The organism is Agrobacterium sp. 22-3639C2 (genome assembly GCF_053522105.1).
This window is the reverse complement of the sequence record NZ_JBNWDB010000005.1, coordinates 186,950-208,971: the sequence shown is the minus strand read 5'-3', so window position 1 is coordinate 208,971 and position 22,022 is coordinate 186,950. Positions and strand designations below refer to the sequence as shown.

18 protein-coding genes are annotated in these 22,022 nt (G+C 59.9%); 4 read left to right on the top strand and 14 right to left on the bottom strand.

What is annotated here, in order from left to right; genetic code table 11:
* Nucleotides 1–3: 3 nt before the first annotated feature.
* The 3 genes from ACQZ6D_RS21380 to ACQZ6D_RS21370 all read right to left on the bottom strand — a co-directional run bounded on the left by ACQZ6D_RS21380 (nucleotide 4) and on the right by ACQZ6D_RS21370 (nucleotide 3,663).
* Entirely contained in the window at nucleotides 4–1,644 is a 1,641-nt protein-coding gene (locus ACQZ6D_RS21380) for an ABC transporter substrate-binding protein (protein ID WP_003518100.1), read from the bottom strand.
* A 50-nt stretch (nucleotides 1,645–1,694) separates the two neighbouring features.
* Entirely contained in the window at nucleotides 1,695–2,750 is a 1,056-nt protein-coding gene (locus ACQZ6D_RS21375) for a dipeptidase (RefSeq protein WP_448730078.1), read from the bottom strand.
* A 205-nt stretch (nucleotides 2,751–2,955) separates the two neighbouring features.
* A complete protein-coding gene (locus ACQZ6D_RS21370; protein WP_113048263.1) occupies nucleotides 2,956–3,663 on the bottom strand; it encodes a phosphoribosyltransferase in 708 nt (235 codons plus the stop codon).
* Between the two features lie 208 nt (nucleotides 3,664–3,871).
* Between ACQZ6D_RS21370 and ACQZ6D_RS21365 the strand changes: the two genes are divergently transcribed.
* The gene (locus tag ACQZ6D_RS21365) at nucleotides 3,872–5,044 is read left to right on the top strand and encodes a M20 aminoacylase family protein (RefSeq protein ID WP_065705843.1); all 1,173 of its coding nucleotides are present in this window, start codon (nucleotides 3,872–3,874) and stop codon (nucleotides 5,042–5,044) included.
* 29 nt (nucleotides 5,045–5,073) lie between these two features.
* On the opposite strand, the gene ACQZ6D_RS21360 is transcribed toward ACQZ6D_RS21365, so the two are convergent.
* Nucleotides 5,074–6,321 (bottom strand): MFS transporter, encoded by a 1,248-nt coding sequence (locus ACQZ6D_RS21360; RefSeq protein ID WP_111802265.1) that lies wholly within the window; start codon nucleotides 6,319–6,321, stop codon nucleotides 5,074–5,076.
* A gap of 92 nt (nucleotides 6,322–6,413) precedes the next feature.
* Here ACQZ6D_RS21360 and ACQZ6D_RS21355 point away from each other — a divergent pair, with 92 nt between their 5' ends.
* A complete protein-coding gene (locus tag ACQZ6D_RS21355; RefSeq protein ID WP_003504744.1) occupies nucleotides 6,414–7,337 on the top strand; it encodes a LysR family transcriptional regulator in 924 nt (307 codons plus the stop codon).
* Between the two features lie 27 nt (nucleotides 7,338–7,364).
* On the opposite strand, the gene ACQZ6D_RS21350 is transcribed toward ACQZ6D_RS21355, so the two are convergent.
* The 8 genes from ACQZ6D_RS21350 to ACQZ6D_RS21315 form a co-directional block, all read right to left on the bottom strand.
* Nucleotides 7,365–9,158 carry an adenine deaminase gene (locus ACQZ6D_RS21350; RefSeq protein ID WP_448730079.1) on the bottom strand — a complete coding sequence of 598 codons (1,794 nt, stop codon included), beginning with the start codon at nucleotides 9,156–9,158 and terminating at the stop codon, nucleotides 7,365–7,367.
* Nucleotides 9,155–10,075 carry a nucleoside hydrolase gene (locus ACQZ6D_RS21345; protein ID WP_003518107.1) on the bottom strand — a complete coding sequence of 307 codons (921 nt, stop codon included), beginning with the start codon at nucleotides 10,073–10,075 and terminating at the stop codon, nucleotides 9,155–9,157. Before ACQZ6D_RS21345 ends, ACQZ6D_RS21350 begins: the two co-directional genes overlap by 4 nt.
* A 2-nt stretch (nucleotides 10,076–10,077) precedes the next feature.
* Nucleotides 10,078–11,103, bottom strand: a complete 1,026-nt coding sequence (locus tag ACQZ6D_RS21340) for an ABC transporter ATP-binding protein (RefSeq protein WP_003504741.1) — start codon at nucleotides 11,101–11,103, stop codon at nucleotides 10,078–10,080.
* On the bottom strand, nucleotides 11,096–11,875 hold the full coding sequence (locus ACQZ6D_RS21335) for an ABC transporter permease (protein WP_003504740.1): 780 nt from the start codon (nucleotides 11,873–11,875) through the stop codon (nucleotides 11,096–11,098). The genes ACQZ6D_RS21340 and ACQZ6D_RS21335 overlap by 8 nt, the downstream gene beginning before the upstream one ends.
* On the bottom strand, nucleotides 11,872–12,699 hold the full coding sequence (locus ACQZ6D_RS21330) for an ABC transporter permease (RefSeq protein ID WP_019566933.1): 828 nt from the start codon (nucleotides 12,697–12,699) through the stop codon (nucleotides 11,872–11,874). The genes ACQZ6D_RS21335 and ACQZ6D_RS21330 overlap by 4 nt, the downstream gene beginning before the upstream one ends.
* 169 nt (nucleotides 12,700–12,868) lie before the next feature.
* Nucleotides 12,869–13,891, bottom strand: a complete 1,023-nt coding sequence (locus ACQZ6D_RS21325) for an ABC transporter substrate-binding protein (protein ID WP_003518109.1) — start codon at nucleotides 13,889–13,891, stop codon at nucleotides 12,869–12,871.
* Nucleotides 13,888–14,955 carry a LacI family DNA-binding transcriptional regulator gene (locus tag ACQZ6D_RS21320; RefSeq protein ID WP_111783986.1) on the bottom strand — a complete coding sequence of 356 codons (1,068 nt, stop codon included), beginning with the start codon at nucleotides 14,953–14,955 and terminating at the stop codon, nucleotides 13,888–13,890. The genes ACQZ6D_RS21325 and ACQZ6D_RS21320 overlap by 4 nt, the downstream gene beginning before the upstream one ends.
* Nucleotides 14,956–15,083: 128 nt before the next feature.
* On the bottom strand, nucleotides 15,084–16,010 hold the full coding sequence (locus ACQZ6D_RS21315; RefSeq protein WP_003518111.1) for a LysR family transcriptional regulator: 927 nt from the start codon (nucleotides 16,008–16,010) through the stop codon (nucleotides 15,084–15,086).
* Between the two features lie 96 nt (nucleotides 16,011–16,106).
* On the opposite strand from ACQZ6D_RS21315, the gene ACQZ6D_RS21310 reads away from it, so the two are divergent.
* Complete coding sequence (locus ACQZ6D_RS21310) at nucleotides 16,107–17,294, top strand: acyl-CoA dehydrogenase (protein WP_035200144.1); 1,188 nt, start codon at nucleotides 16,107–16,109, stop codon at nucleotides 17,292–17,294.
* Between the two features lie 88 nt (nucleotides 17,295–17,382).
* On the opposite strand, the gene ACQZ6D_RS21305 is transcribed toward ACQZ6D_RS21310, so the two are convergent.
* A complete protein-coding gene (locus ACQZ6D_RS21305; protein WP_448730080.1) occupies nucleotides 17,383–19,485 on the bottom strand; it encodes a TonB-dependent receptor in 2,103 nt (700 codons plus the stop codon).
* A 271-nt stretch (nucleotides 19,486–19,756) separates the two neighbouring features.
* Between ACQZ6D_RS21305 and ACQZ6D_RS21300 the strand changes: the two genes are divergently transcribed.
* Nucleotides 19,757–20,533, top strand: coding sequence for an IclR family transcriptional regulator (locus ACQZ6D_RS21300; RefSeq protein ID WP_065705812.1), 777 nt, complete (start codon nucleotides 19,757–19,759; stop codon nucleotides 20,531–20,533).
* Nucleotides 20,534–20,535: 2 nt separating this feature from the next.
* Here the strand turns inward: ACQZ6D_RS21300 and ACQZ6D_RS21295 are convergent, their stop codons facing one another.
* Nucleotides 20,536–21,837 carry an NtaA/DmoA family FMN-dependent monooxygenase gene (locus ACQZ6D_RS21295; RefSeq protein WP_065658487.1) on the bottom strand — a complete coding sequence of 434 codons (1,302 nt, stop codon included), beginning with the start codon at nucleotides 21,835–21,837 and terminating at the stop codon, nucleotides 20,536–20,538.
* Nucleotides 21,838–22,022: the final 185 nt, after the last annotated feature.

Here is a 22,022-nt window from a genome sequence, read left to right as displayed (position 1 = left end):
GGATCATTCCTTGGAGATCGTATAGACATAGTTGGTGTCGAAGCTCGGTCCGAGCTTCAGGCCCTTGAGCTTCGCGGAGTATCCCGCCACTTCCGTCTGCTGGAAGATGATGACGAACGGGCCTTTTTCGAGAACTTCCTTCTGGAGGTTCTGATAGATGGCGGCGCGCTTGGCATTATCCTTTTCCAGAAGTGCCGACTGCGTTTCCTTCGTCAACTCCGGAACGTCCCAGGCGTTACGCCAGGCAAGCGTCTTGTTCTTGCCTTCTTCGGAGTTGTCGTAGTTGATCGTGAAGGTCTCGGCATTCGAGTTCGGGTCGAAATAGTCCGAACCCCACTGGCCGATGTAGATATCGTGCGTGCGGGCGCGATACTTGGTAAGCGTCTGCTTGCCGTCGCCGGGAATGATTTCCAGCTTGATGCCAGCCTGCGCCAGCGTCTGCTGTACGCTTTCGGCAATGCCGGTCACCGGCTGCGTGTTGCGCACATCCATGGTCACGGTGAAGCCGTCCTTCAGACCAGCCTTCGCCAGCAGTTCCTTGGCCTTGGCGACGTCGAGCTTGTATGGGTTCTCGTCAAGCGCGCCGAGCTGGCCCTTTGGCAGGAAGGTCTGGTGGATTTCGCCGATGCCCTTGATGATCGTCGCGCCGATCGCGTCGTAGTCGACGAGATATTTAAAGGCCTCAACGACCTCAGGCTTCTTCAGGTTCTCGTTCTTCTGGTTGAGGCTGAAGTAATAAACGGTGCCCTTGGGCGCGGAGGTGACGGCAAGGCCTTCCTTCTTGGAAACGGCTTCCATATCACCCGGCTCGAGGTTGCGGGCAACGTCGATATCACCGTTTTCAAGCGCCAGGCGCTGGCCGGAGCTTTCCTTCATGTGACGATAGACCACGCGCTTCAACTTCGGCTTCTCACCGTAATAGTTGGGGTTGGCCTCCAGAATGACGGCTTCGTTGGCCTTCCAGCCAAGGATCTTGTAGGGGCCGGAACCGGCATAACCTGTTTTCAGGAACGCATTGCCGAAATCGGTGTCGTATTTGTAATCGGCGCTCGGCGTGACGGGCTTGGCCTTTTCGGTCACCAGCTTCTTGTCGACAACTGCGGCAACGGTCGCGGTCAGAACGTTCAGCACGAAGCTCGGTGCGTAGGGCTTGTCGACCGTCAGTACGAAGGTGTTGGCATCCGTCGCTTTCGCCTTCTCAGTGACGTTGTCGCCCTTGAGACCGAACTGCGTCAGAAGGAATGCTGGCGACTTGTCGAGCTTGATGGCACGTTCAAAGGAAAAGGCAACATCATCTGCCGTCACCGGATTGCCGGAGGCGAATTTCAGGCCGGTCTTCAGCTTGAAGGTATAGGTGAGACCGTCTTCAGAGGTCGTCCAGCTCTCGGCCAGATCGCCGATCACCTTGGACGTGTCGTTGAGATCGATGGAAACCAGCTTGCTGTAGGTGTTGCCAGTAACTTCAGCTGCCGAAAGCTCGAATGCCTCACCCGGATCGAGCGTGATGATGTCGTCGATGGCGAAACCTTCAACCAGCGTATCGGCCGGCGTGGCGGCAAAAGCGTGCGGCGCAGACAGCATCATCAGCGACAGAGCAGCGCTGGTGCTGAGGATACGCATGGACTTGTTGAGCGATTTGATCATAGGATCTCCCCTTTTGTTATGAGATTGATTTAGTTCGCTTTTATTTGCCTTCAGGCCGGCTCGTGCCAGGCCTGGGATAGGACGCGCAGCCAGTTTTCCCGGCATATTTTAGCAAGTTCTCCATCACCGTAGCCCGCCGATTTCAGCGCCGCAACCAGATTGTGGTTGCCGCTGGCATCGGCAACGCCAACGGGTACCGTCGCGCCGTCGAAATCCGATCCGAGCGCCACGCAATCGACGCCCATACGCTCCACCATGTAGTCGATGTGGCGCACCATGTCGGAAAGCGGCGTGTCGGCAATGTCGCGCGCATCCGCCCGCAACATGGTGACCGCGTAGTTGAGACCCACCAGACCGCCGCTCTCCTTGATGGCATCCATCTGCCGGTCAGTAAGATTGCGGGCGACGGGGGTGAGCGCATGTGTGTTGGAATGGCTGGCGATCAAAGGCTGGTTCGTGGTCTTCGCCACATCCCAGAAGCCCTTTTCGGTGATGTGGGCGAGATCGATGAGAATGCCGAGCCGGTTGCACTCCTTGACCAGCGCAAAACCGGCATCGGTAAGGCCGGGCGCGGTATCGGGCGACATTGGATAGGAGAAGGGAACGCCGTGACCGAAAATATTGTGCCGGCTCCAGACCGGACCGAGCGAACGCAGGCCGGCGGCATAAAAAACCTCAAGCGCATCGAGATCGGCACCGATCGCCTCACAGCCTTCCATGTGCAGCACGGCCGCGAAAATATCCTCGGCAAAGGCCTTGCGGATATCGGCCGTCGAGCGGCAAAGGCGCCAGGCGCCGGCACGGTCAAGCCTGAGCGCGATCGCAGCCTTTTCCATCGCAATATCGAGCGAGGGCTGGCGTTCGAGCGGCGCCGCAAGCGGTGTATCGTAATGACCCTGCGCGTCCGGCTCCTGCAGGACCAGATCGCCGGAGGGAATGTAGATGGCGCAGATGCCGCCGCCGAGACCGCCTGCACGTGCACGCGGACCGTCGATATGGCCTTCGCGGGTACCGTTCTTGAATTCAGCCACCGGATCGCCACCGGCCTTGCTGTTGCGCCACAACCGAAGCAGCACATCATTATGACCGTCGAACACTGCATGCATGTCAAGAAATTCCAGTAAGCGGCAAAACCAAAGGGGGCGGGCAGACGCCGGAATAACACCGCGCGAGAGCAAACCGGCGCATTTTTCGCCGACTGCTATAGTCTGTCAGAAACGATCTTAGGACGATCTCTCACGGCTCCGCAAGACGCAAATTAGGCAACGATGAAATTATCACCACTTGCCTTTTGCCGGGAATTGCGCAACGTCAAGCCTGCCAGCCGCCTACGGCTTTTTTCAGCAGCGGCGTCGCGAAAACACCCCTCACCCGCTCCGGCCATTCCGGCCCGAAAGCAGCGATTTTTTGCACCCAGCGATCCGATTGCAGCATGGCAGCGCCGATTGCCACCGGCTTGATGCCGGATGAGGCGAGAAGCGAAAGACCTGAAATGATGGAACTGCCGCTGGAGATGACATCGTCCACCAGCGCCACCCGCCTGCCCTCGATGAGTGGCAACATGCGCGGATCGATGTAAAGCCGTTTTTCCTGCTTGGTGGTGATGGAGGACATCGGCACCGACAATTCCTCCAGATACCAGAATTTGCGCGAAGTGCCGAGCGGCACATATCGTGAATGGCCGAGGTGACGGGCAACGGCTGCGGCAAGCGTGAGCCCCAGAGTCGGCAGGCCGATCACGACATCTGGCTTGAGGGGGAGAAGCTTTTCCGCCAGGTCGGCGGCCAGCACTTCCAGCACGTCAAAAGAGGCCTGATTGACGATGAGCGAGGCGAGCGCATGTTCGCCATCCGCCAAGGGCCGGATCGGCAGGCAGATCTGCCGCCCGTCATCCAGCTCCGCCGGAAAGAAAGCCGAATGCGGGCCTGTCGTATCGAATGAACGGGGCGGAAGAACATCCTGCCAGAACTCATGCGGCGCGGCGGGGGATGATGCGGCGGGCGATGCGGATTGCGGCATCGGTTTTCCTTTCAGAAGCGGGACGGCAAAAGCGGAAGTGATTTTCATCCGCGCCATCCCCGTTCGGCATATCAGGCATTTCGACAACCGCAGGCATGCGGCGGGTTCATTTCATTGGGTTTTTCAGCTAGAAGGAAACAAAGCAACAGGCATTCGGACAAGCCCACCTATGGCGTGGGTTTTCCCCATATTCAAGGACAAGCTACCCATGAGACTGCTGGACCGCATCGGCGAGGACCTGCCATTCCTGACGGAGCTTCGCCACGATCTCCACGCCCATCCGGAACTGGGCTTTGAAGAGGAGAGAACCAGCGCCATCGTCGCCGATCTTCTCGAAAGGGCGGGGGTGAAGGTGCATCGCGGCCTTGGCGGTACCGGCGTGGTCGGCACGCTGCAGGTGGGCAACGGCACCCGCAGTATCGGTCTTCGCGCCGACATGGATGCGCTGGCCATGCCGGAAATTCCCGACCGGCCCTATAAATCGAAGTTCCCCGGCAAGATGCATGCCTGCGGCCATGACGGCCACACCGCCATGCTGCTGGGCGCTGCGCGTTATCTCGCCAGTACCCGCGATTTTTCCGGCACCGTCCATTTCATCTTCCAGCCGGCCGAAGAAGGCCGTGGCGGCGCCAAAAAAATGGTTGAGGACGGGCTTTTCGACCTGTTTCCCTGCGATGCAGTTTATGGCCTGCACAACATGCCGGGGCTCGGAATCGATGAGATGGCCGTGGTGGAAGGACCGCAGCTTGCCTCTTCCGATAGCTGGCGCGTCACCTTCAGGGGCATTGGCACCCACGGCGCCAAGCCGCATCTCGGCCGCGATCCGGTAACGGCGGCGGGCACCTTCCTCGCTTCGCTGCAAAGCATCGTCGGCCGCGTCGTCGATCCGCTGCAACCTGCCGTCGTCAGCGCCTGCTCGGTGCAGGCGGGTGACCCCAAGGCGCTCAACGTCATTCCCGATATCGTCGAAATCGGCGGCACCGCACGCGCCTACGCGCCTGAGGTGCGCAGCCAGCTTGAAACGGAAATCGGCAGGCTCGCCAAGGGTACGGCGGCGATGTTCGGCATCGAGGCAAGCTATGAATTCATCCGCCGCATTCCGCCCGTCATCAACGATGCCGATGCGACGAAACGGGCGCTCCGAGCCGCCAAGACCGTCTTCGGCAACAAATCCCGCACCGCCTTCCCGCCCTCGACCGCCGGCGACGACTTCGCCTTTTTCGCGGGCGAGGCCCCCGGCTGCTACGTCTGGCTCGGCAACGGCCCCGCGGTGGATGGCGCGCTGCACCACAACACCTCCTACGACTTCAACGACGCGGCAATCGTTCCCGGCGTCGCTTTCTGGGCAACACTGGTGGAGCAGGAACTGGCGGCGGAGTAAAAACGGCCGGATGCATCGGCGATGGCCGCTCAGACGCGCCGCGCGCTCGGACCGGCAAGGCTGGCGAAAATTCCGGCAAGCGCGCAGCCGGCGGTGATGGCCATGATGCCGGGCCAGCCGGCATGGATCCAGAACCAGCCACCGATCCAACCGGTGATGCTCGCTCCGCAATAATAAAACAGCAGATAAAGCGCGGAAGCATGGCTTTTGGCGCCTCCCGCATTGGCACCCACACCACTGCTGGCAGCCGAATGCCCAATGAAAAATCCGACGGTTATCGCCGCAATCCCCGCCACGATGAGGATGATGCTTGAGGCGAAGGTCAGCAGGATACCGGCAAGGATGGTGGAAAAGGCAACCACCAGCATGATCCGCCGGCTGAACCGGTCGACCAGAGCACCGCCATAGGAGGAAGCGACGATACCCAGGGCAAAGGTCAGGAAGATCATGCTGACGGCGGTGCGGCCCAATTCGTAAGGCGGCGCGACGAGGCGAAAGGCGCAATAGTTGAAAACGGTGGTGAACACGCTCGTCAGCATCGCGCCAAGGAAATAGAACCGCCGAAGTTCAGGATTTCCAAGATGTTGCGCCCATATTCTCAAATGATTTTTCAGCGGCATGTGGTGCGGCCGGAAATTCCGCGAGGGCGGAAGAAGCAGCAGGAAGCCGATGGCCGCAAGGATGCAGACCGCCCCCAGCGCATACATTGCGACCTGCCAGGACGTATAGGCGGACACCAGCCCCATGCCGACACGCCCGGCCATGGAGCCGAAGGCCGTGCCGCCGACATAAAGCCCCATCGCCTTGCCGAGACTGGAAGGTTCGATCTCCTCGGCAAGATAAGCCATGGCGACGGCGGGAACGCCGCCGAGCACGAACCCTTCCAACGCGCGGGCGGCAAGCAGCCATGCCCAACCTTCCGTGCTTGCTGCAATGATATTGGCGATAGCGGCCAGCATCATCGAAACGAACATCAGATTTCGGCGGGTGAAGAGCTGGGCAAAAGCACCGCTGAGAAGAATGGCGAAGGCCAGCGTTCCCGTCGTCAGCGACAGGGCGAGCGATGCGGTTGCGGGGTTTATGCCGAATTCCGCCGGAAATTCCGGCAGCAGTGGCTGCACGCAATAAATCAGCGAAAAGCTGGCGAAGCCGGCCAGAAAGAGCGCCCAACTCGCCCGGCGAAACTGGCGGCTTCCCTGCCGGATCCAGAGCACATCCGGCGGCTCCTCCGTCATGACGATCGGCGGGGTGAAATCCTGTTTTTTGAGCTGGCGCATCGGGTTTGTCCTTTTCGCTCCCAGCTATAGCGCAGCTTCGTCTTTCATTCTAATATATGGAAGGCGTTGCTGTCATATCTGGATCTAATATCATGGAACTCAGGCACATCCGCTATTTTCTGGCCATCGCCAATGAAGGCAGCTTCACGCGGGCGGCAGAACATCTGGGAATCGCGCAGCCGCCGCTCAGCCAGCAGATAAAGGTTCTGGAACAGGAAATCGGCGTGCGGCTATTCCGGCGTCTCGCGCATGGCGCGGAACTAACGCCGGCGGGTCATGCGTTTCGCATCGCGGTGACCCATATCCCGCATCAGGTGAGCGAAGGTATCCGGCTTGCACGCAGGGCGGCGGCCGGTGAAACCGGTATCCTGAGAATAGGCGTTACCGGCACGGCGGCGCTCAACCCTCTGGTTCCGGCCTGCATCCGCACTTACAGACGCAAATACCCTGACGTAGAACTTCAGGTGATGGAGGCCGCTGCTCTCGCACTAACGCCGGCCCTACTTGAAGATCGGCTGGACGTGGCGCTGCTGCGCCCCTCACAATCCGACCCTGATACGTTGCTCGAGGAAGTGCTCACTGACGAACCGCTTCTGGTCGCCCTGCCGGCATCCCATCCACTCGCGCGGCGCGGAACCGCCATAGACCTGATGGAACTGCGCGACGACCCTTTCATTCTGACGCCACGCAGCATCGGCACCAGCCTTCACGATGCATCGATAAAAGCCTGCGAGGAGGCTGGATTCACGCCGCGTCTCGGGCCGGCTGCACCGCAAATCGTCTCGATATTGTCGCTGGTCGCGGCCGAACTCGGGGTTTCCCTCGTTCCGGAATCCGTCGCACAAGTCAAAATGCACAACATCGTCCTGCTGCCCTCCAGCGGTCCGCCGCCACAGCTTTCCATATCGCTCGCCTATCGGCGCGGAACGACATCGCCCGTGGTGAAGAATTTCGTGATGGCAGCGCGCATTGCCGCGCGTGAAACACAGACGCCTGACGGGCCCAAGGTGGAATAAATCGCAGCCCGCAGATGCGAACCGCCGCTATTCGAGAACCGCAAGCACCGGGCTTTCCATCACCCGTCCCGTCAACACATCGGCAATGCCCATATCCGTCTGGTGCGGGCCGATGTTGCAGGCGAGCGTGGCGCCGAAGCAGGCCTTGAAAACGAGATAGGGCGGTTGCCATTCGACCACCTTGCCGACAGCGGCACGCAATTCCTCGAAAGCCTTTGCCACGTCTTCAAGCGGCGCATCGGAAACGAGGCCTGAGAGCCGCAGGGGTAGAAGCGCGGTCACCTTACCCTCAGACGCGACAGCCATGCCGCCGCCTGTCGCAATCACCGCATTGGCGGCCAGCGCCATGTCTTCGGCATTACCGCCGAAGACAGTGAGGTTGTGGCTGTCATGCGAGACGGTGGTGGCGAAGGCGCCGTTCCAGCGTCCCCAGCCGGTAAGGAAGCCGGTCCTGGTAACTGGCTCGGCCTTGCCGTGGCGGTGGGTGACGGAAATCATCGTGGCGCCTTCGGGGGGAACGACGAAACCATCCTTCACCTCGGCTTCCGCCTCGCCCCATTGCGTGAAGCGTGGGCGGTCGATGGTGGCAAGGCGCACCCTTGCGCCCTCGCAGGCAACCCGGAAATCATCGGCTGCGCGCAGCGGCAGCTTCATCGAGCCTTCGAGCGCCGCCGCATCGCAGGCTGGAATGTCGACGAGCATATGCCCGGCTTCCGCAACCGCCCTGCCACCGGCCAAGACATGACGGGCTGAAAAACCACTCAAATCCTCGAAAACGACGATATCGGCACGGCGACCGGCGGCGATGAGGCCGAGATCGGCACGGCCAAGCCTTTGCGCAGCATTCAGTGTTGCGGCGCGCAGCGCCCATTCCGGTTTCAGGCCATAACGGACAAGGCGGCGCACCACATCATCCAGCCCGCCGCCCCGCAGCAGGTCATCCGGGAAAACATCGTCAGTGCAGAGCGTCAGCGTCTGCGGCAGGTGGCCGAGCGCATTCAGCGCCTCCACAAATTCCGGCAGCAGATGATCGTGCGAGCCGCGCAGCTCGATGGTCAACCCCGCCCGAAGCTTCGCCATCAGGTCTTCAGCCGAGACCAGCTCGTGATCGGAAGAAACGCCTGCCACCATGAAGGCGTTGAGATCGGCGTCCTTCAGGCCGCGCGCATGGCCACAGATCAGCTTTTCCGAGACAAGACCGGCCTGTACGATGCCGCTCATGCGCGGATCGCGTTCGATGACGCCGCGCATGTTCATAATTTCCGCAACCCCGCCAATCTGCGGCCATGACAGGATATCAGCGAGAATTCCGGCATCGAAATCAGCGCCGCCGCGCTCCAGACCCGGTGCTGATGGCACTGAGGAGGGTGCAAGCAGAATGGCGCGCAGCGGCAGGTTTTCGATGGATTTCGCCGCCCAGCGCACCCCTTCGACACCATGGACATTGCCGAATTCATGCGGGTCCCAGACGATAGTCGTGACGCCGCGGGCAACCACTGCTGCCGCATAGGCAGCGGGCGTTATCATCGAGCTTTCGATGTGCATATGCGTGTCGATCAGGCCGGGCGAGACAAAGGCGCCCGACGCGTCGACGAGCTGCGCAGCATCGCTGCGGCTTGCCGGTTCGTGAACGCTGGCGATTAGCGGACCGACAATGCCGATATCAGCGGCGCGAATCTCCCCCGTCACCACATCCACCAGCGTTCCGCCGGTAATGAGAACATCGAAAGCCGCATCGCCGCGCGCAGCGGCAACCGCGCGGGCGCGCAGCGCATCGTCGTTGAGATCGACCGGCTCGCGTATCGGGGATTGTGCACTCATCGGGCAGCCTCGCGGCGCAACGCCTCGAGAACCGCAGCCTTTGCCGCTTCGGCATTCACGGTGTCGGCGAAATGCGCGTTGAAGGCGGCAACCTTGTCGGCACGCGGCTCAACCACCGTTCGCCCGCGCGTTAGCGCCGCGTGAAGCTCGACATCGATCCGCGTATGGCGCCAGCCAAGCAGCTCGGAGGTGAAGCCGACAGCGGCAACGGGATCGTAAAGCGCCATGGCCGGTCTGCCGCGTCTCGTGGCGATGCCGATGAAACCTTCCAACAGGTCGGCAATCAGGCCGGCGTTTTTGCCGCCAGCATTTCGGATCGGCAGCACATCGGCTGGCGAGGCGGTGACCTTGCGGCAGGCGTCCAGATCGACCATGCGCAGCGGCAGGTCATGGGAAAGCACGATGGCCAGCGCTTCCGGATCGGCAAAGGCGTTGAATTCGGCAGATGCGGTGTGGTTGCCGCTCGTCACGCCGCCACCCATCCAGGTCAGATCGGAAATTTTCGCGGCAAGATCGGGCCGGGCAAGGCAAAGGGCGGCGATATTGGTAAGCGGGCCGAGCGCGAGGATACGCTTTTCGCCTGCCCCCTCAAGCCAGCCGCACAGCGCAGTGAAAGCGTCGCTTTGCGGCAGAGCGGGCGCATCCGGCAGGCTGCGGCCAACGGTCGGAATGCCGCTGTCACCCAGAATGCATTGTGCGGTTTCGAGCGCGCCAAGGACGGGTTTGGCACGGCCCTGATGGAGCGGCATGGACCAGCCGAAGGCGGCGACCGCGCCTGCGGCGTTGCTGCAGACAACATCCAGCGTCGCATTGCCGAAGACCAGCGAAATGCCGTCTATGGCAAGGCCTGCCGATTGCACCACCATGATGGCGGCGATATCGTCAAAGCCCATATCAGTATCGATCCACACACCCATGATCAGCCAAACACCTTGAGGCTTGCCGCCTTTTCGACCGGAAGGTCGAAGGCGAGCGTATCACCGATCGTATGGGCGGTCAGCGCAGCATCGGTCTCCGCCTTGATGGGACCAAGCAGCGTATCCAGCAGGTACTCACGGGTATTTCCGGCAAAGGATGTGCCGCGCACGGTTCCCTGGAAAGGACCTGAACCAAGGGTGACCATGCGCGGCCGCCAGGCCAGTCCAGATGCTGAAGGGACTGGTCCGGTAAGCGGTGTTGTGCCGTTTTCGGTTTTCAACGCGCCGCCTTCCAGCGCGAAGATGTTTTCAAAGCCGACGAAATCCGCCACGAAGGCGGAAACCGGCGCATTATAGATCTCTTCCGGTGTACCGATCTGCTCAATCTTGCCGCCCTTCATGACGACAATACGGTCGGCCAGTGCGAGCGCCTCGATCTGGTCATGGGTGACGAAGATCATCGTCACACCGGTTTCCTTCTGCACGCGCTGCAATTCGGTGCGCATTTCAAGCCTGAGGCGCGCATCAAGGTTGGAGAGCGGCTCATCGAGCAGCAGCACCTTCGGCTCCATGACCATGGAGCGCGCCAGCGCCACGCGCTGCTGCTGGCCGCCGGAAAGCTCGGCCGGCTTGCGCGATGCGAAGTTCGACAATCCCACGGACTTCAGGCCGGAGGCGACCTTGTCATCAAGCGCCTTGCCGTTCATGCCCTTGAGTTTCAGGCCGAAGGCGACGTTTTCGTAAACCGTCAGGTGCGGAAACAGCGCATAGGACTGAAACACCAGCCCCACGGCGCGCTTGTTGGCGGCGACGCGGGTGATATCGGCGCCGTCGAGATCGATGCGCCCGCCCGCCACCGGCATCAGCCCGGCAATGGCACGCATCGTGGTGGTCTTGCCACAGCCGGAAGGACCGAGCAGCGCGAGAAGTTCACCCTTGCGGATATCGAGGTCGAGATCCTTGACGGCGATGCTGTTGCCGTAGGCGAGCGAGACTTTTTGGAGCGAAAGGTAATTTGCGTCAGACATAACGGGAGAACCCCAGAAAACGTTCGGCCAGGAAGACGATGCCGATGGAAAGGAAGGCGAGCAGCGATGAGAGTGCGGCGACAGACGGATCGAAGACGATTTCCATGTAGCCCAGCATATCGATTGGCAGCGTGCGCACGCCCGGACCCGACAGGAACAGCGACACGGGCACCTGATTGAAACTCGTCACGAAACCGAGGATGAAGGCCGACAGGATGCCGCCGCGAATATTGGGCAGCACCACACGGAAAAATGCGCCAAACCGCGACGAGCCGAGCAGCACCGCCGCCTCCTCGATATCCGAACGCAGATTGTTGAGGCTGGCCGAAACCACCCGTACCGCATAGGGCAGGATGAGCGCCGTGTGCGCGAGGAACAGGGCAAGCGTGATGCCGATGCCGAAGGGCACGACGAAATAGCGCAGCAGCGCCAGACCGACGATGATACCCGGCACGATGATCGGCGCCGAAACGATCGTGCGCACGGTTTCCGCAAAGGGCAGCTTGTAGCGCGACATGGCGTAGGAAGCGGGAATACCGAGGACGAGCGCCGTGAATGTGCCGCCAATGGCGAGGAACATCGACATCGCGAAGCTTTCACGGAAACTTTCGACGGTGAAGACCTTCGCGATCCATTTCAGTGAAAAGCCCTGCGGCGGAAAGGCGAGCGTGTCGCCGGCCGAAAACGAGGCCGCAACGATGATGAGGAACGGCCCGATCAGGAAGCCGACAACGAGCAGGAGCGTGAGCGGAATGAAGAGCTGCCGGGTCATTTCTTGTTCCTTGCGGTGGCGATGCGCTTCAGCAGGATATTGGCGGCAAAGCTCATGACGATCAGGATGAAGGCGATGACGCTGGCGGCGACGAAATTGTTGGAGACCGTCACCTGCTGATAGAGCAGGGTTTCCAGCATCAGCACCTTGGAGCCGCCGAGAATGGCCGGCGTGATATAGGCCGTGAGCGAACCGGTGAAGACCAGCGTGCCGCCGACAACAAGCCCCTCCTTGGTGAGCGGCAGGATGACCTTCCAGAACACCTGCAGCCAGTTTGCGCCGAGAACGCGAGCGGCTGCGATCGTATCCTTGGGCATATTCTCCAGCGCACTGATGAGGGAAATGATCATCAATGGCAGGAACAATTGCAGAAGGCCGATGAAAACAGCCGTTTCGGAAAACAGTATACGGATCGGCGCATCGCTCAGTCCTACCGCCTGAAGCGCCTGGTTGACGATGCCGGTTCTGCCGAGAATGACGATCCAGGCATAGGTGCGGGCAACCGGCGAGATCATCAGCGGCAAGACGACCAGATTGACGACATGTCCTTTCGCGCCCGGCGACAGATTGACGATGGCGAAAGCCGCCGCATAACCCACCACCGCAGATACGATGGTGACGAGCGCGCCAAGCTTCAGGGTGCGCAGGAAAACCGCCCTGTTCAGCGGATCGGAGAAGAAATCGGCGTAAGCGGACAATGTCCAGCCGTCAGTGGTGTGAAAGCCTTCCGACAGGAGCATGAAGACCGGCACAAGAAAGACCGCCGCCGCGAAAATAGCGGCGGGCAAGGCAAGCGCCAGCGCTTCGGCCCGGTTCTGAAACATCGCTTTATTCCCTGAACGGCCCGCGGCCGATTGTTACTGCAACCGGCCAGGGCCAGCTTGCGGAATTGAGAGGTGGAAAAGCGGTCAGGGGACGACCAAACCGCTTTTCCGGGAATGGAGCCGCCCTTTCGGACGTTTTAAATGCCCCATTCCAAACCTTGATAAGGACTTACTGACCGACCTTGGCGTTCCACTCCGACAGCCACTTGTCACGGTTGTCGAGCGTCACGGCGGAAGGAATGAGCTGCAGGCTTTTTGCGGTTTCGTCGCCATAGGTGATGTTGTTCGCCACCTCGTCGGACACCTTGACTTCCTTGTTGGTCGGGCTGTCCACGAGCTTTTCGGCCAGCGCCTTCTGAACGTCGGTCGAGAGCCAGAAATCCATGAACTGCAGCGCCAGATCTTCGTTCTTCGTGCCCTTCGGCACCACGAGCACGTTCATGCCGCCGGTCTGGCCTTCCTTGGGCGTTGCCCAGGCAAGCGGCAGATCGAGCTTGGTAAAGGGCGCCCAGGAGAAGCGGCCGATGGGGGCGGCCCAGATTTCTTCCTGCTGCATGAGCTGCACCAGCTGCGAGGATTTCACGTAGAACGTGACGATATCGTCCTTCTTTTCGCCCACGGCTTCGATAGCGCCGGAGAGATCAGGCGTATCCTTGCCGATGGCCTTGCCCAGCATGTAAAGCGCCGGCGGGCCCTGATTGGTGGTGACATTCGGGAAAGCGACGTGGTCGACGATACCGTCCTTCAAAAGATCGGCCCAGCTGTCGATCTTCATCTTGTCTGTGCGGTAAACGATTGACGTGGCGTAGAAGTTGACGCCAACGCTCATGCCGTCGCCATTCGGATCCTTGGCGATGTCATAGAGCTTGCCGATATTCGGCACCTTGGCGGCATCGATCTTCTGGATCAGGTCCTTGCGGGTGGCGGAAAGCGCATCCGCCATGGAAACAATGGCGAGATCGACCACCGGATTGGCCTTGTTGGCCTCCATCTTGGCGAGGCGCTCAACGCTGTTGCCGGTCTCTACGACCAGCTTGCAGCCGCATTGCTTTTCGAACGGTGTATAGACCAGTTCCTTGAATTCGTCCTGCGCGAAGGCGTAGACCGAGATCGTCAGCGTCTTGTCCTGCGCCTGCGCGGCACCCATCGTCAGCATCAGGGCGGTGCCCGATGCAAGAATGATTTTTTTCATGGTGTGAGTTCTCCTGCTGTCGTGTTTTTGGCTTCAATCGCATCATGCTTTTTTTCGCCGGTGGAGCCGCGCATGATCAGCGCCATCGGTACTTTCGAGATTTCTGCCGTGACCTCGGCAGCTATGCCGTTTTCGATGCCCGCCTCGCCATCGATCGCGCGCAACAGCGCATCCACGGCCAGATCGGCGATGCGGCGCATATCCATGCGCATCGTCGTCAGCGGCGGCGTCACCACGGCGGAGAAAATCAGATCGTCGAAGCCGGTGACACTCGCCTCTTCCGGCACCTCGATGCCCTCGCGCTGCAATTCAGTGAGCGCGCGCAACGCATGCAGGTCGGATACGGCAGCAAAGGCAGTGAAACCATCCCTCACCTTTTCGGTAAGGCCGAGACGGCAACCCGCACCATCCGCCTTTTCAATGGCGTCTACCCAAAGCGTCTCCGTGACGCAGGCCTTGCCCAAACCATCGCGAATGCCGCCGAGTCGGTCGTTCTGCACATTTGAGTCGCGGTTCTTGCCGATCAGCACCACCTTGTCGTGTCCGAGGGCTGCCAGATATTCGCCGATCTGCCGGCCGCCATCCCAGTGGTCAGCGGCTACGGTGTTTCCGGGCGTCGAGGGGCTGTCGATCACCGCCACCGGGCAATCGACATCCGCGATACGCGTGCCGCGGCGGGGAACGACGACCATGCCATCCACTCCACGCTCGATCAGCCGGTTGATGGCGTCCGTCTGCATGGCGATCTCGCCGCGCGAGTCGGCGATCAAAACACCATAACCGGCATTGACGGCTGCCTTTTCAATGGCCTGCGCGATCTGTGGGAAGAGTGGATTGGCGATATCCGGCAGCACCAGCCCGAGAACTCCTGACCTGCCGGTGCGCAGCGCCCTGCCCGCGGAACTTGGCACATAACCAAGTTCGCTTGCGGTCTTGCGGATGCGCTCCACCAGTTCCGGCGAAACACGGCCCTTGCCCGACAGCGCATTGGACACGGTTGCAACCGACACGCCGAGTGCCGCTGCTATCGCGCTCAGATTGGTGGCAGGCCGTGAAGACGCCATGATGGTCCGAAAGGGCTGATTAAACGTTTAATCACGATAATCGACCAAAACCGTCCTGTCGAGTCCGGCCAGAGACAAAACCGGGCAAAAATTGAAGCACTAAGTCTAAATGCCCGAAAAAAGTGCGCTTATTTTTCCAGTGGCAGATTGCCAGCCGCACGATAGGCCTCGACCTGCCGTACGAGCCAGTCCCGAAACAGCACGACTGGAACGTGGTTGGCACGGGATAGCGGCGCGACCGCATAATAGGAACTCGGGCTTTTGGCCTGATGATCGTAGGCTTTCACCAGTTGCCGCGATTTCAGTTCGTTATCGATCAGGAAAAGCGGCATCAAAGCCACGCCAAGTCCGGCGATACAGGCCTGTGCCACGCTGGAAAACTGCTCGAACCGCATGCCCTGCGGCAAGGCAAGCGAATGGCCGAGACTCTCGAACCAGTGGCTCCAGGCACCCGGCCGCGAGGCCATGTGCAGCAGTGGCAGGCCGGCAATATCCTCACCTTTTTCGACCGGATGCGCCTTCAGGAATTCGGGGCTGCACACCGGCGCAACCATCTCATGCATTAGAAAGGTGCTTTCCGCCCCCGGCCAATCCGCCTGCCCGATGTGGATCGCCATATCCAGTTGCTCACGCTCAAAGTCGAACTGGCCGATGCGGGTGGCGAAATTGATGGTGATTTCCGGATGACTGGAGACGAAATCAGGAATGCGCGGCAGAAGCCAGCGGGTGCCGAATGTCGGCAGCATCGCTAGATTGAGCGTATTGCCATGCGTTTTGGTCATGATCTGCAACGAGGCGGCACGTATCTCGCCAAGGGCTGCGGCAATCGATTTCGCGTAAGCACCACCCTCGGTCGTCAGTGACACTCCACGCGCGCCGCGCTCGAACAGGCGCACGCCAAGCTGTTCTTCCAGTGACATAACCTGACGGCTGATCGCCCCTTGCGTCAAGGCAAGTTCATCGGCAGCGGCTGAAAAGCTGCCAAGCCGGGCAACGGAATCAAAGGCGGCAAGCGCACTGGTGGAGGGCAGGAGTTTGCGGCTGAGAGATGTCATGACCTATTACTATAGGTAATGCAAAAATGAGTAAACATGGCTTGCGCGCGTGGGCTCGGATACGAATAATCCGGCCAGCAAATCCGGAGGCATAACGTGAGCGAACGCGCAGCATTCAATTGGCAGGACCCTTTTCTGCTGGAAGACCAACTGACCGAAGACGAGCGGATGATCCGCGACGCCGCCGCAGCCTTCGGCAAATCGGAACTTATGCCGCGTGTGTCCGAGGCCTATCTTTCTGAGACCACCGAACCGGAACTGTTCCGCCTGATGGGCCGCACCGGCCTTCTGGGCGTCACCCTGCCGGAAGAATATGGCGCCGCAAATGCCAGCTACGTGGCCTATGGTCTCGTGGCCCGCGAGGTGGAGCGGATCGACAGCGGTTATCGCTCGATGATGAGCGTGCAGTCCTCGCTCGTCATCCATCCGATCTTCGCTTATGGCTCGGACGAACAGAAGAAGAAATACCTGCCCGGCCTCGTCTCCGGCGAACTGATCGGCTGTTTCGGCCTGACCGAACCGGATGCCGGCTCCGATCCGGGCGGAATGAAGACCCGCGCCGAAAAGATCGCCGGCGGATATCGCCTGCGTGGTTCGAAAATGTGGATTTCCAATGCGCCAATCGCCGATGTCTTCGTCGTCTGGGCGAAATCCGAAGCCCACGACAACCAGATTCGCGGCTTCGTGCTGGAAAAAGGCATGAAGGGTCTGTCTGCACCGAAGATCGGCGGCAAGCTTTCGCTGCGCGCCTCCATAACAGGCGAGATCGTCATGGATGGAGTGGAAGTGGGCGAAGATGCGCTGCTTCCGAATGTTTCCGGCCTGAAAGGCCCGTTCGGCTGCCTCAACCGCGCCCGCTACGGCATTTCCTGGGGCGTGATGGGCGCTGCGGAAGATTGCTGGTTCCGCGCCCTGCAATATGGTCTCGACCGCAAGCAGTTCGGCAAGCCGCTGGCCGGCATGCAGCTTTACCAGAAAAAGCTCGCCGACATGCAGACCGAGATCGCTCTCGGCCTCCAGGCATCGCTGCGCGTCGGCCGCCTGATGGACGAGCACAAAATGGCGCCGGAAATGATCTCCATCATCAAGCGCAACAATTGCGGCAAGGCGCTGGATATCGCCCGCCAGGCCCGCGACATGCACGGCGGCAACGGTATCCAGATCGAGTACCACGTGATGCGCCACGCCCAGAACCTCGAAACGGTAAACACCTACGAGGGCACGCACGACGTTCACGCGCTGATCCTCGGCCGGGCGCAGACGGGCATTCAGGCGTTTTTCTAAGACCTTCTCCGCATCATTTCCTTCATGAAAAAAAGGCCTTCGAAAATCAATTCGAAGGCCTTTTTACTTTTCCGGTTCAGGCAATCGCTTAGAACGTGCCTCTGACACCAATGCCGAACATGCGCGGTTCGGTCATGCTGGCCTCGATGCCGCCAATGCCGCGGTTCTGCTGCATATAGGTCGGCGCACGCTCGTCGAAGACGTTCTTCACGTAAGCGTAGACCTCCATCTCCTCCTGGAACTTGTAGCTCGCACGCACATCGGCGATGGTGTAGGGGTCGATCGCATAGGCAGCCGTGTTGGCCGTATCGGAATAATAACCGTCGATATGACGCACCTGACCCGAGACGGTGAACTTGTCGGTCACATCCCAGCTTGCCCCGATGCTGAACATGTAACCAGGCGATTTCGCGAATTCATTGCCTGCATAGCTGGCATTGCTGGAAATCTGGTCGATTTCGGTCTTCAGCACGCCGGCACTTGCCTTCAGCGTCAGATTGTCGAGAACCTGATAATCGGCGCCGATTTCCAGACCATAGGCATGCGCTTTCTGCGCATTGATGGTGTAGGATTGAGTAATGCCTGACGAGATAACGACCGGAATATTGTACTGGGCGTTCTTGTAATCCATGTAGAACAGGTTGCTGTTGAGCGTCAGCCTGTCATCCAGCAACTTCGCGCGCGTGTAGAGTTCGTAGTTCCAGATGGTTTCCTTCTCGAAGGGCAACCATTGGCCGGACGAGATGTTCAGCGATATGCCGCCGGGATTGTAACCACGGCTGATCATGCCGCCAACGGTCCAGTCATCGTTGATCGCATAGGCAAGCGAGGCCTTGGGAAGCAATTCGGAAAAGGTCTCGTCAAAATCAACCGCGACGTTGGAATAGACGGAGCGGCCCGCGCGCTGAATACGATCGGTCTGGTAACGCAGGCCGCCGGTAAGCGTCCACTGGTCGGTCAGACGGTAGCTCAACTCGCTGAAAATGCCGAGATTGTCCTTGGTATCGTCAAATGTCGAAAGGGTTCTTCTGTTTGCCGGGTTCAGAAGATAGAGAATTTCATCGGCCTGCGTATGGGCGTAATAGATGCCCGCGACGCCACTCAGAACGTCTTCCTGGTCACCGAAGGTCACACGGGTCTCGTGGGACACATTCTTCTGATCGATATTGGCGTCGCCATTATTGACCACACCCACCCTGCGGCGCGCATCCGAAACGGAAAATTGGGTCTGGTTGAAGAGTTTTACGCCGTTTTCAAAGTCGTAATTGATGTCGAGAATGCCGGTGTGGGTATTCTGGCTCCAGCTCGGCATGGTGGTGGTGACGTGGTTGAGATCCTCGAAAGGACGCGACGCCGCTTCCTGGCTCGGCCGGTTGGCGGCGTTATAGGAATAGGTCAGCTTGGTCGTCAGGCCCGGAATTTCCGGCGGTTCCCACAGAAGCTTGAAACGCGCGTTGAATTCCTTGAAATCCTGGTTGGTGCCTGCGTGGGCAAAACCGGAATTGATGTAATCGATAAAGGTATCGCGACCCGAATAATCGATTGCCAGACGCGCCGCCAGCTCGTCTTCGATCAACGGGCCTGAGACCGCAAAGGACGCCCGCTTCTGGTGATAATTCCCGATTTCGGCCTGATAGCTTGCTTCCGGCGTAAACGTCGGGTCCTTGGTATTGACGAGAATGGCGCCGGCAATGGCGTTAGCGCCCTGCGATGTGGTCTGCGGCCCACGGAAGACCTCGATGCTTTCGACATCCCAGATGGACGTCGCGCCATAGATGAACTCGTTATAACCGAGATAGTGACCATCGACATTGATCGTGGCGCGCGGCACGGTGCCGGCGAAGAACGCCGTTGCTCCGGTGTTCGGTCCCTGCGTGTCGAGACCGCGAATGATCGGGGCGCTGACATTGTCGGTATAAACAACGTTTGGAATGTCCTTGATCGCGTCTGAGACGGTTGGATCGCCGGTCTTTTCCTTTTTCAGTTCATCGCTGGATTTGACCGAGACGGAAGACGCCGTGTTCTTCATGTCGCGCGCGACTTTTTCGCCGGTCACCACAATCGGCTTGAGAACGGTCGTTCCCGAGGCCTCGGCCTGTTGCTCCTGGGCGAAAATCGGCGTCACAAACAGGGCGGCCAGCGTCAAAACGCTGCCCCCGCCCATCAAACGGCCGCTAGAACGAAACCCCATAACACACCCCTAATAAACATGAGTATCAAAGTCATATTCAAGTAACGGAAGCGTTATCCGTTTCGCAATAGAGAATGCGTTCCGTATTGTGGACGGATAGGGTTCCGTAACGGGATGTGCCATATTTACAACAAAGTTTATCGACTGGCCGTTGTCATGTAACTCCCCGCCTCAAGGGGAAGGCGTTGAAATAACTCAGAAATCGATTCCGATTTCCGGTCGGATGCGCTAGGCATGTTCACGACATAAATCGGGGAGCGACTTGGACGCCATGGATGACGAGCCGGACAATCTGCCTGAAAACGACGGAGAGAAGCGCTCTGCCCTCATTCAGTCGGTCTCTATTGCTGCCCGTTTTCTCGACCTTCTGGCAAAATCGGACGGGGCGCTTGCACTGGGCGAACTCGCCAAACGCGCCGGCACAGGCCGTTCCACAGCTCATCGTTACCTGCAAAGCCTCGTGCGGGAAGGACTGGTGGCACAGGACCCTGCAACCGGCAGCTACGACCTCGGCCCAACCGCGCTCTCGATAGGCGTCAGCGCGCTCAGACGAATCAATCCGGTCGAAACCGCCGGTCGACAGATGAAAGCACTGGCCTCGCAGATCGGCGCCAGTTGCGGCGTGGCGATCTGGACCGATCGCGGCCCGACCGTGGTGCAGTGGCACAGGAGTGCCAGCTTCTCCATCAGCACCGTGGCGCTGGGGGATGTTCTACCGCTGGATAACAGCGCCTGCGGGCTGCTTTTTCAGGCTTATCTGCCACCGGATAGGACAGCGCCGGTGCGCAAGCTGCAGCCGCCCGCCTTTCGCGGGTCCCGCCCAGACGCTAAAGTCCTGCACGCCATTCGTGAGACAGGCGGGGCGGAACTCAACGAACACCTGTTCTCCGCCCTGACCGGCAAGGCCGCCCCGGTTTTCGACGCACAGGGCGAAATCTGTTGCGTCGTCACCACCGTTTCTTTCCTCGCGACCGCCGAGACCGAGCGGCACTTTCCGCAGCTTCTTGAAGCGGCCGGAAAGGCGACGGCAGAATCCGGCGGCTCGTAAACCTATCCGGCCAGGTGGTCGGCGAAGGTGCTGCCGGAATAGGCGGTGCGGAACAGCCCGGCATCGCCGAGCCTCGGAAGCAGCCGCTCCAGCACCAGCCGCATCGACGCGACCGAACCGCCGGGCACCGCGACAAAGCCGTCTATCGCGCCGGCCGCCACCCATTCGCGGATGCTTTCAAAAGCATCCTCAACCGTGCCGATGATCTGCCAATGGCCCGACCCCATCACTTCCGGTCGCCGCAACAATTCGGCAACGCTCAGCGTTTCCCGTTCGATCAACCGGCGGAGCAGATTGGCATGGGTGCGGCTTCTCGGTGTCTCGGGCGGCGGCGGCAAGTCAGAAGGGGTGACGATCCGCGTGAGCGACCAGTCGGAAAGGTCAAGACCCGTCAGATTTTGAATGGATGCAAATATGCGGCCATGGTTGGCCCTTGCGTGGGTCTCCGCAAATAGCTCCAGCGCCTCCTTCTTGGTGTCCGCCAGATAAAGACTGAGACCCGGCATCAGCTTCACCACATCCGGTGAGCGCCCATGCCGCTCCGCTCTTTGCCGTAAATCCGCCCGAAGCTCGATTGCCGCCTGCATATCCGGCGTCGAGGCGAAGACCGCATCCGCAACGGAGGCTGCGAAATCGCGGCCTTCGGGGGAAGCTCCAGCCTGCACCAGTGGAATACGGCTGGAATGGGCCGGCAGGTTGAGCGGGCCTTTGACGCTGAAGTGCTTTCCTTCATGCGCGATTGGCTGGACCAGCGACGGATCTGCAAAACGCCCGCTCTCTTTGTCCAGCTTCAGCGCCTCGTTGGGAAAGCTCGCCCAGAGCTGCTGTACTACCTGCGTGAACTCGGCGGCGCGTTCATAACGCTCCTGTGGCGATGGCATTTCTTTCAGGCCGAAATTTTCGTGGCCGTCCAGCGCCGTGACGATGTTCCATCCCGCCCGGCCATTGCTCAGCCAGTTCAGCGATTGCAGTTGGCGGGCAATCACATAAGGCGGCAGGAATGTCGTTGAAACCGTGGATAACAGGCCGACATGGCTGGTCTCCCGTGCGATGGCGGCCAGAAGCATGTTCGGGTCCATGCTCGCAAATCCGCCGCCGGTCTCCAGCCCCTCAGTGCGCAGAAACAGCGTGTCGGGCCGGAAGACAAAATCCACATGCGCAGCCTCGGCGCGCTTTGCAAGATCGACGAAATAATCGCTGGAGAAAACCCCGTCTATACCGCTGTCTTGACGCCGCCATGCCTCGCCGCTGAGCCAGGTTGGCGCCAGCGACATGCCGACGTGAAGCTTGAGCGCGACTGACATGAAACACCTCGAATGAAAAAATCATCACGAAATCCGCGATGTGAATCGGCAAATTTCGATTTGTGGAGAATTTTACTATAGTTTAGTGTCGCTTCAAGACCAGCCTGTCGCGCTTGCCGGTACAGAACCCGATTTCCGCAAGTTCGATATGTGAATTCAACAGCTTAGGTAGGACGTGCGTCGAG